Source organism: Rhodoferax sp. AJA081-3, from assembly GCF_017798165.1.
GTDB lineage: Bacteria > Pseudomonadota > Gammaproteobacteria > Burkholderiales > Burkholderiaceae_C > Allorhodoferax.
The window spans coordinates 3,908,886-3,917,883 of record NZ_CP059068.1; the positions used below are offsets into that span (position 1 = coordinate 3,908,886).

The 8,998-nt window shown below is 61.5% G+C and carries 9 protein-coding genes; 5 read left to right on the forward strand and 4 right to left on the reverse strand.

The window, feature by feature from the left end; translation table 11 throughout:
- Nucleotides 1-25 precede the first annotated feature (25 nt).
- The 5 genes from kdpE to HZ993_RS18400 all read left to right on the forward strand — a co-directional run bounded on the left by kdpE (nucleotide 26) and on the right by HZ993_RS18400 (nucleotide 3,875).
- A complete protein-coding gene (kdpE, locus tag HZ993_RS18380; RefSeq protein WP_209394170.1) occupies nucleotides 26-751 on the forward strand; it encodes a two-component system response regulator KdpE in 726 nt (241 codons plus the stop codon).
- 2 nt (nucleotides 752-753) lie between these two features.
- Entirely contained in the window at nucleotides 754-2,412 is a 1,659-nt protein-coding gene (locus tag HZ993_RS18385) for a hypothetical protein (protein WP_209394171.1), read from the forward strand.
- A 103-nt stretch (nucleotides 2,413-2,515) separates the two neighbouring features.
- Nucleotides 2,516-2,728 carry a DUF2892 domain-containing protein gene (locus HZ993_RS18390; RefSeq protein WP_209394172.1) on the forward strand — a complete coding sequence of 71 codons (213 nt, stop codon included), beginning with the start codon at nucleotides 2,516-2,518 and terminating at the stop codon, nucleotides 2,726-2,728.
- Nucleotides 2,729-2,733: 5 nt separating this feature from the next.
- Nucleotides 2,734-3,252 (forward strand): RNA polymerase sigma factor, encoded by a 519-nt coding sequence (locus HZ993_RS18395; protein WP_209394173.1) that lies wholly within the window; start codon nucleotides 2,734-2,736, stop codon nucleotides 3,250-3,252.
- A 122-nt stretch (nucleotides 3,253-3,374) separates the two neighbouring features.
- Nucleotides 3,375-3,875: a hypothetical protein gene (locus HZ993_RS18400; RefSeq protein WP_209394174.1), complete on the forward strand. Its 501-nt coding sequence runs from the start codon at nucleotides 3,375-3,377 to the stop codon at nucleotides 3,873-3,875.
- Nucleotides 3,876-3,883: 8 nt separating this feature from the next.
- On the opposite strand, the gene HZ993_RS18405 is transcribed toward HZ993_RS18400, so the two are convergent.
- From HZ993_RS18405 to HZ993_RS18420, 4 genes are all read right to left on the reverse strand, one after another.
- Nucleotides 3,884-4,570, reverse strand: coding sequence for a response regulator transcription factor (locus HZ993_RS18405; protein ID WP_209394175.1), 687 nt, complete (start codon nucleotides 4,568-4,570; stop codon nucleotides 3,884-3,886).
- Complete coding sequence (locus HZ993_RS18410; protein WP_209394176.1) at nucleotides 4,567-6,225, reverse strand: cell wall metabolism sensor histidine kinase WalK; 1,659 nt, start codon at nucleotides 6,223-6,225, stop codon at nucleotides 4,567-4,569. The genes HZ993_RS18405 and HZ993_RS18410 overlap by 4 nt, the downstream gene beginning before the upstream one ends.
- 27 nt (nucleotides 6,226-6,252) lie before the next feature.
- Nucleotides 6,253-7,611, reverse strand: a complete 1,359-nt coding sequence (locus tag HZ993_RS18415; RefSeq protein WP_209394177.1) for a VWA domain-containing protein — start codon at nucleotides 7,609-7,611, stop codon at nucleotides 6,253-6,255.
- A gap of 144 nt (nucleotides 7,612-7,755) precedes the next feature.
- Nucleotides 7,756-8,733, reverse strand: a complete 978-nt coding sequence (locus HZ993_RS18420; RefSeq protein WP_209394178.1) for a hypothetical protein — start codon at nucleotides 8,731-8,733, stop codon at nucleotides 7,756-7,758.
- Nucleotides 8,734-8,998: the final 265 nt, after the last annotated feature.

An 8,998-nucleotide genomic window follows, 5' to 3' on the forward strand; every position in this document is an offset into this window, starting at 1 on the left:
TCTCTTTCCAAGACGACCCACATCCATGTCTGCCCCCGTTGCCATACTGATCGAAGACGAGCCCCAAATTCGGCGCTTTGTACGCGCTGCTTTGGAAGCCGAGGGCTGGGTGGTGCATGAGGCCGATACGGCAAAGCGCGGCCTGCTGGATGCTGGCACCCGCAAGCCGGATTTGTTGGTGGTCGATCTGGGCCTGCCCGATGGTGACGGGCTGGACGTGATCCGCGATGTGCGGGGGTGGTCCAACGTGCCGATTGTTGTGTTGTCTGCCCGGGCGGACGAAACCGACAAGATTGCCGCACTGGATGCTGGAGCCGATGACTACCTCACCAAACCCTTTGGCGTGGGGGAGTTGTTGGCCCGGGTACGCGCCAATCTGCGCCGGCCCCGCGGTGGGTCTGGTGAGGCGTCTGCCCAGGCTGCAGGTGAAGCAGACCCCTTGTTTCGCTTTGGCGAGGTCGAAGTGGACCGGCAGGCGCGCCTGGTGCGCCGTGGGGGCGCAGAGGTGCACCTGACCCCGATTGAGTACCGGCTGCTGACGTTGCTGGTCGCCAATGCCGGTCGGGTGATGACCCACCGCCAACTGCTCAAAGAAGTGTGGGGCCCGGCGCATGCGGAGCAAAGCCACTACCTGCGCATTTACATGGGCCACCTGCGCCAGAAGCTGGAGCGAGATCCTGCACAACCCGAACATCTGCTGACCGAGACCGCTGTCGGATACCGCTTGCTGCGTGACAACTCAGGGCATTAACCGTGACCACCCCCGACACTGAAGCACCCCCCGCGCGGGTTCGCTTGTTCCATGCCAGCCTGGTATGGCCCTTGCAAATTGAACCGCTGTCGCTGGAAGTGGGTAAGGTGCGCCACTGGGAGGAACTGGTGCGCACCCAAGGCACCCATCCCTGGAAAAGCCTGGACGACGAATTCACCGAAGACCCCGGCATGTTCCGCGAGCGGCACTACCGGGAGTTCGTGTCTTTTTTGCCGTACGTGCAGCGTTTTCTGTATGGCGAGGGGCGCTGCGACCGGCCCAAGGGATCCGATAGCGTCAAAGACTCCCCCATGCACGTGTTCCGCCGCAAGGACATTGCTGTGCTGCGGGTGACACTGCGCGAAGGATCGGCACCGGTGGAGCTGGAAGTGGTGCATATCGACCTCTACTTCTTTGACGATCTCGACCTGGTCCAGTTGAATGTAGAGGTGCGTGCGCGCAACCTGTCGCTGGACACGGTACGCAACATCCTGTTCCGGTTTGGTAGGGCTTATCCCTCAGGCTGGGACGAAGAAGGTGGTGGCCTGCACAGCGCCCATGCGGTTGAATGGGTGGGGCTGGACGGGCAGGTGATGGCGCGGTCTGACACGGCCAATCGCGAGAAGTTTCTGAAGTTTGTGTGCCAGCACCGCAGCCCTTGCATCTCGGAGCACTGGGCCAGCCTATTGCGGCCCCTGGTGCTGGCCGATTCGGACGAACCCGGTGCCCTGCGCTTTCGCCTGATTGAATACCACCGCATGCCCATAACGGCTTATGTGGCCCTGGAGCAACCCCGTGCGCTGAGCGCCGAAGAGTGGATTCGCCTGGGGCTGGCCTCCAGGCTGCACCCGGACGAGCCACTGCCCATCCATGAGCCCACCGTCATTGATTTTGAAAAACTGTACTGCCAAGACCGTTTTTGGACCAACACCGAGGCAGGCCCCAATACCCGATTCATCTGCACCGGCAGTTCCATGATGATGGTGGGGGACTGCGACTCGGCATTTTTTATGGATGCGGAGCGTGGCGTGTTGGCCCAGTTTCGGCACCAGTATTTCCTCGTCTTTTTATTGGCCCATGTGCACCGTGCGGCGCTGCTGGTTTTTTCGGACATTCTGGTTGGCGCGGTGAATGCGCTCACCGTGAGCAACGACGACTCGGTGCGCGCTTTCAAGCGCCGCATCCGCAGCAATTTTGAAACCTTCTTGCGGTTTACCCACCGCTACTGGTTCCATGAACTGTCCGAGCGGCCCCATGTGCAGGCGGCCTTTCGCATGTGCTCCAACCACCTGCGCAACGACGCGTTGTACGACGAGGTGCGCGACGAAACCAAGGAGATGAGCCACTACCTGGACAGCGACTCGCAGCGCCGCCAGTCCAACACCGTGGTCCGGCTGACCGTGATCACCATTCTGGGCTTGATTACCACGGTCACCACCGGTTACTTTGGTATGAACATCATTGCGTTTGGAGATGGAGCGCCCTGGGAGAGGCTGTTGCACGGGGTGCTGGCGACCAGCGTTTTTGTGGGCATGGTGCTGTTTGCCATCGTGCGCTCCAAGAGTTTGTCTGAACTGTTGGAGGTGTTATCCGACGAACGCGCGCCCCTGCGCAGCAAGGCCCGCGCGCTCTGGCGGGTGATGACCTTTCGCAAACCCTGAATGCGCAGCGCCAACTTTATTTTCAAACCCGCGAATCCGTTTGCGTGCTGGGAGCCTCTTAGCTACTGGGAATGTTCCCGTATTGCTTGAATAAGGTCTCACCATGTCTGCTTTTTATGTCAAAAACGTCCCGGGTTGGGAGCGCGCATTGCGCATCGTGGCCGGCTCTGGCGCCGCCGCCTATGCGCTGTACAGCTTTGCCGGACCCATGGGATGGCTGCTGGCTGCCAGCGCGGCGGGTATTGCCATCAGTGGCCTGGTCGGCTTTTGCCCCATGTGCGCCATGGTCGGGCGCCGCCTGGACAAGAAGGCCTGACCGCCATGGCCCTGGACGCGCAGCAAACCCTGGTCTTGCAATCTGCCCACGCCGGCGACCTGGGCGCGCTGGACACGCTGCTGCGCCTGTGCCGCCCCGATGTGCGCCGCTACGCCCAGCGCCACTGCCTGATCAGTGATGTGGACGACGCAGTGCAGGAGGCGCTGATGGTGCTGGCGCGCAAGCTGCAGTCGGTGCGCACACTGGCTGCCTTCTCGGGCTGGCTGTTCCAGGTGGTCAAGCGTGAATGTCGGCGCCTGGGCCGCCAGGCATTTCAGTATGACCCCTATGACGAAGCTGCAGTGGAGCAATGGGTGACGAGCCACACAACGGATGAACTGCGGGTGGACCTGGCGGCCGCCCTGCAATCCCTACCGCCCACCCACCTGGAGGTCATCCTGCTGCGCGACTTTGAAGAGCTGTCGATCGCCGAGATTGCCACCCAGCTGCAGCTGACCAACGCAGCCGTCAAAAGCCGCCTGCACCGGGCCCGTACCCTGACGCGGGAATACCTGCTGGCCTGAGCGCCCGGCCCGGTTACCTGCGGGTTACCGCACGTTACAACTCACACACTTTGACGCGTCTTGGGCAGCACGGCCCCCCACACAATGGGCCACCCGCAACAGCCGTCCATTGGAGTCCACCCATGCAAGACCAGAGTCAACAAGCCTGCCAAGCCGCCACCGCCATCAAGGCACTCGACGCCCTGTACGCCAAGTTTGTGCAAAGCGCCAAACTGCCGTCGCCCAACTGGAAGCCGGAGCTGGGCAATATTGCCGCGGCGCCATCGGGTATCACCTGCTACGGGCTGGGCTGCAAGATCACGGCCGCACCCCGCGCGGTAGCCCTGCACGGGCGCATCCAAGCGCTGGATTTTGACTTTGTGCACACCTGGGCGGGAGGTGACGATCCGCTGCTGCGCCTTTACCTGCAACCCACTGGCTGGTTCACACGCGATCTGTTGGGCCAAGAGCAGTTCCATACCCATGACGACCCTGCCATCAAGGATGACCTGGTGCTGGAGCTGTGCACGGCCCTGCTGGCATCGCCCGCCTTTGCACCCAAGCCGGGTACACCAGTGGTTGACACCACCCGTGTGGTCAGCCTGGGCGCCTCGTACCGCGGGCGGGTGCAGGCGGTGGGATAACAACTCGTCTAATCAAACCGGTAGCCCACTCCATGCACGGTACAGATGATCTCGGGGTGTTTGGCGTCCCGCTCCACCAGTTTACGTAGCTTGGAGATGTGCTGGTCCAGCGTGCGGCTGTTGGGAAAGTATTCGCGGCCCCAGCAGGTGTTGAACAGCGTGTCGCGGTCCACCACTTGGCCGCGTTGTTCGAACAGGCATTGCAAAATCTTGACATCGCGCAGACTCAGGTCCATCTGCTGCTCGCCCCGACGGGCGCGCAACTGGGTGGGGAACACCTCCAGGTCGCCCAGGCGCAGCGATTCGGGCGACAGCTCTTGGGCCGGGCGTTGCGCCAGCGTGCGGCGCGTGACCGCTCGGATGCGCGCGATGACTTCGCGTACCCCAAAGGGTTTGACGATGTAATCGTCAGCGCCCAGTTCCAGACCCACCACCCGGTCAATCTCTTCCGATTTTGCACTGATGAAAATCACCGGTACTTGTGTGTCCACGCGGCGGATCTCGCGGCACACGGCATAACCATCGCGCTTGGGCATCATGATGTCCAGCAAGATCAGTTGCGGTGCATGGGCGTGGAACAGCTGCAAGGCCTGCTCGCCATCACGCGCCAACACCGGCGTATAACCTTCGGCCTCTACCACCGCACACAGACCATCACCAATGTGCTGGTCGTCCTCGGCAATCAGAATCTTCATGGGGTCTCCTTGGCCTGCGGGGTGTGCAACGTGACCTGGAAGCAGGCGCCCTTGTCCACGTCCTGCACCACCAGGTTGCCCCCATGCAGTTGCGCCAGTTCGCGGGCAATACCCAGCCCAATGCCGGTGCCACTGACACCATCGGTCAGCCGCGAGCTGACCCGGTAAAACGGCTCAAAAATGCGATTGTGGTCCTGCGGCGCAATGCCAGGGCCAAAGTCGCGCACTTCAATCGTACTGACGTCTTGGTCTTGCCGGCTGCTGATGTGGATGGCACCACCTGCCGCTGCATACTTTTCGACATTGCTGACCAGGTTGTTCAGAATCTGTTCCAGTGCCTCAGGGTCCAGCATGACCCTTGCGGCTGCGTGGGCGTCCACCTGCACGGCGATGCCTTTGGCGTCCAACGCAGGCTGAAATGCGGCTACACACCGCGTAATCACGTCATCCACGCAGGCCGATTGCCGTGCCAGTCGCAGTTGTGACTTTTGCGACTGGCCCAGGCTCAGCACATTGGCAATCAGGCGCGACAGGCGCAGGCTCTCGGTGGTGATCACGCCGATGTATTGGTGCGCCTTGGCGCCATCTTGCACCGGTGCGTCCGCAAAGCTATCGGCCACCTCGGCCTCCAGCAGCTCCGCATACATGCGGATATTGGTCAGCGGCGTCTTCAACTCGTGCGACACCTGGTTCACAAAATTCACCCGTTGCTGGGCGGTGCGCAGCTCACGCTGGTGCTCTCGGTACAGGTAAAGGGCCAGACCGGCGAGTGCCAGGCCAATACTCAGTACCGCCGCCAAGATGCCGAAGGTGTTGACTGCTGCGCCGCCTTGCAGGGCTGGCGCAAAGTACTCCAGCTTCCAACTGGCCAAAGGGTGGCTCAGCGGCAGCATGGCTAGGCTGCGTTCCTTGTCGGCGGGTTGGTAAGGTCCCCACTCGTAGACCGTCCGACCACTGCCATTGACCAGCCGTGTGCGGGTCTGGACCGGACTTGTTTCCCCGCCGGTATTGGGCAGGCGCGTGATCACGTCGGATAACAGCGTAACCGGCGCCAGCTCCAAAGCGATGAGCCGGTTTTGCGGGTCACGCCACCAGAACAGATGGTGCAGTTGCGCATTCCAATGCCAGGCATACCAACCCGACTGCGCGGGGCCGGCTTCTGCCTTGTCCATGCCCTTGCCCACGGGTGACAAACGGAATTTCTTTGCGGAGCTACCCAGGCTTGAAGTAGTGGGTGCCATAGGCAGTGGGCCGCCCTGGGTCAGCAGACTGGGGTTGTCCCACAGTGCCGACGTGCGTTGCATAAACTGCTTCTCCGACTCGCTAAGCGGGGCGCCTGGGGCCGGTAGCACGCGGCTGCCGTCCGCCGCCATCACCAGCACTTGCTGCACATGCGCGGATTCCAGCGCCATTTTTTTCAAGCTATCGTTGTCCAGTGGCCGCAGCGTCAGTTGCGCCAGCAGGCTATCTTGCAAGTCCAAAAAATAAGCCTGAATGGCCTCGTCTACACCCTGCAACTGCGCGTGGACGAGGCCCTGCACCTGCGCCGCCGCCATCTGCTTTTCGTTGTGCGCCATGCGCAAACCCAACCACGCCAGGCCCGCCACGGGCAGCAGCACGATCAGTAGCAGGGTGATGGCGATCTTTTTTTGCAAAGTGGGATTCCTGGGTGAGGGTGTGGCTCAGCGCTGTTGCTTTTCCAGCTTGTACTGCTCTTCCTTCATTTTCTTGCGAGACACATTCCACTCGGCATTGTCTTTGGAGTCTAGCTTCGAAGCCTGGCTGCGCGACTCGGCTTCCATCGCGGCTAGGGCTGGAGCCGGTGCGGCGGCGCTACCCAAGGAGACGGCCTTGTCGGCCAGGTAGTTGCTGTTGGCCTGCATCACCTGCTTGGCTTCTTCCACCTTGCCGCTGTCGCGTAGCCGCAGGGCCTCTTTGCTCATCTCGTTGGATACCTGTTGCACAGCCGATTCCATGACCTTCTTGTCCGTGGCCTTGGCAACTGCCTCGGTCGATGCGCTAAAGCTGACCGCAACCGCACGGCTCATGTTGTCCTTGCTCTTGCTCTGCATGTTCAGATACGAGACATCGACCGCGGCCAGGTCCATTTGGGCGCCTGCTTTTCCGGCGGGCACTTCCACTTCCAGCACCACATATTTCTCCTGCTGGCTGTAGAGCTGGTTCATGCGCAGGCGCACCACGCCGTTGGTGATTTCACCTTCACGGCCCAGAATACGCACGGGGCGAATGCCGTGTTTGAGCCGAATGGTCAGTTCCACCTCTTGCGCCACGACCGAGCCCACATCGCCAAACTCGCGCTGAAAGATGCGTACCAGGTCGCGCGAGTTTTCAACAAACGCATGGTTGCCATCGCTGTTGGCGGCCAGTTGTGTCATCAGGTCTTCGTTGTAGGACGTGCCCAGCCCAATGGTCGTGACGCTGATGCCCTGGCGCGCCAGCATGGCGCCCAATTGGCCCAGCTCGGCGGGTGAACTGGGGCCAATATTGGCCTGGCCGTCCGACAGCAAGATGACGCGGTTGACGCGGGTCTTGTCCAGGAACTTGTGCACCTCGGCCGCACCCTTGCTGACACCGGCAAACAAGCCTGTGCCACCGGCCACGCGGATATTGTGAATGGCTTGTGTGATGCGGGCCTTGTCCGACACCTTGGTGGCGGGCACCACCACGTCGACCGTGTTGTCAAACGCCAGGATGGCGACGATGTCGTTGCTGCCCAGCCCATTCACGGCCATGGCGGCGGCCTCTTTGGCGCGATCGATGCGTTCGCCCGACATGGAGCCGGACTTGTCAATCACGATGGCCACATTGGCCAGTGGTCTATCGCCCTGGCTCGCCAGCTCAAAGCCGGTGAGCGCCACCTTAAGGAATGCGGTCTGTGCCTTGCCCGCTTGCACCACTGGCGTGGCCAGACTGGCTTGGAAGTCTATGGTCTTGGCCTGTGCGCCGTGTGCGGCCAGCAGGGCGGCGGTCAGCACCTGCAATAGATGGCGCCAGCGGGGGAGAAGGGGAACGGTTTTCATGGGAGGCTCCTGAAATGAAGGGTATCGCAGTGATGAAGGGTCATTGCAAGGCCAGTGTTTCGGATTCTCCCTTTTAGGTGGTGAAGCAAAGTTGAGAAATTTGTGAGAAATTTGTATGCGGGTGGCCCAGCGACCGCGCGCAATTTAGGCGATGGGCAAACCGCCGCGAGCCTGGGACAAGGTGTCATGCAGGTCCAGCACGTCGCGGGCTTCGAGGTGCACGACGCCGTTGCCTACGCTTTCCAGGAAGCTGCACGCGGCGTGGGACTTGGCCGCCGCTTCGTAGTCGGCGATCCAGGCGTTGCGAAGCGGTAACCGATCCGCAGCCACGGGCCACACACCGGGGCGCGGCCGCATAGGGCTCTGGATGCCGATGCGCCAAGGCTTGGCGGTAAGGCGCGCACGAAAGCATTGCTGGTTCAGGCACATGGCCACGTACAGTGGGTCGGTGCCCAGCGCAGCGAAAAACTCCGCGACGGCGGGCTCGTTGGGTTGGAAGAGCCTGTGTGTTGCGGCCACACGCAGGCCCGCTGGCGTCTTGTACACGCGGAGATTCCAGTCGGGGTGCCGGGCCACGAATGCGGCGATACGTTTACGAGCGGCTTGCTCGGCTCCACCGGCAGCAGCCTGTACCAAACGAAAAACGGGGCTAACCAGCGCAAAACCCAGCAGCAGTGTCAATACCACCAGGCCAATGCCGACCGCGCGCGAGCCACTCAGCCAAGCCGCCGCGCCACTGAGCAGTAACAGCGTCAGCATGAAGGCTGCGGTAAACCGCAGCGGCTGCCCATTCGGAAAATCGATGTCCGCAAACAGCACGTTGGGTGTATTCAAACAGCGTGCCCCATACGAATTGCGGGTAATGATGGTCTCGCCCTGGCGGTCCACAATTTCCTCACGGATCGGCACGCCCGCCGCCCCGTTGTAGGGAATCTTGGGGTCGATGCGGGCCAGCTTTTCGCCGGACAAGATGCGGTCCAGCGCCTGCTTGACGCGCACATCGGCGCTTTGCTGCGCGTCGGCCAAGCTGGTGTCGGACCAACCAAAACGGCGCACCGTGACCTGGCGGCCTCTTGCTCGGTGTTGCAGGCGGCTCTCAGCCCAGAATTGGGGGACGATCATTGTGGTCTATATGAATGTAATGCGCTATAAATAGTATAGCTATATAGGCTTATATCACGGGGGCTAGGGTCCAATCTGACCACAAGGCTTCTTGGTTGCAAGCCATTGAGGGCAGGTTGGTTTCCACCACGTGCCACTATGGATTGCTCACGTCTACCTCGCCAGCATACCCGCGTGTTTGCATGGATGCGTCTGGAGATTCTCAACCGCTGGACCACGCTACGATAGCGCGCTTGGCGCCGGGCAAGTCTTTTGCGCCATACCA

What these genes read in the sequence shown, in the direction of transcription:
- HZ993_RS18395 (WP_209394173.1), top strand. Translation starts at nt 2,734, where the DNA reads ATGGCCCTGGACGCGCAGCAAACCCTGGTCTTGCAATCTGCCCACGCC.
- HZ993_RS18400 (WP_209394174.1), top strand. Translation starts at nt 3,375, where the DNA reads ATGCAAGACCAGAGTCAACAAGCCTGCCAAGCCGCCACCGCCATCAAG.
- HZ993_RS18390 (WP_209394172.1), top strand. Translation starts at nt 2,516, where the DNA reads ATGTCTGCTTTTTATGTCAAAAACGTCCCGGGTTGGGAGCGCGCATTG.
- HZ993_RS18420 (WP_209394178.1), bottom strand. Translation starts at nt 8,733, where the DNA reads ATGATCGTCCCCCAATTCTGGGCTGAGAGCCGCCTGCAACACCGAGCA.
- HZ993_RS18415 (WP_209394177.1), bottom strand. Translation starts at nt 7,611, where the DNA reads ATGAAAACCGTTCCCCTTCTCCCCCGCTGGCGCCATCTATTGCAGGTG.
- HZ993_RS18405 (WP_209394175.1), bottom strand. Translation starts at nt 4,570, where the DNA reads ATGAAGATTCTGATTGCCGAGGACGACCAGCACATTGGTGATGGTCTG.
- kdpE (WP_209394170.1), top strand. Translation starts at nt 26, where the DNA reads ATGTCTGCCCCCGTTGCCATACTGATCGAAGACGAGCCCCAAATTCGG.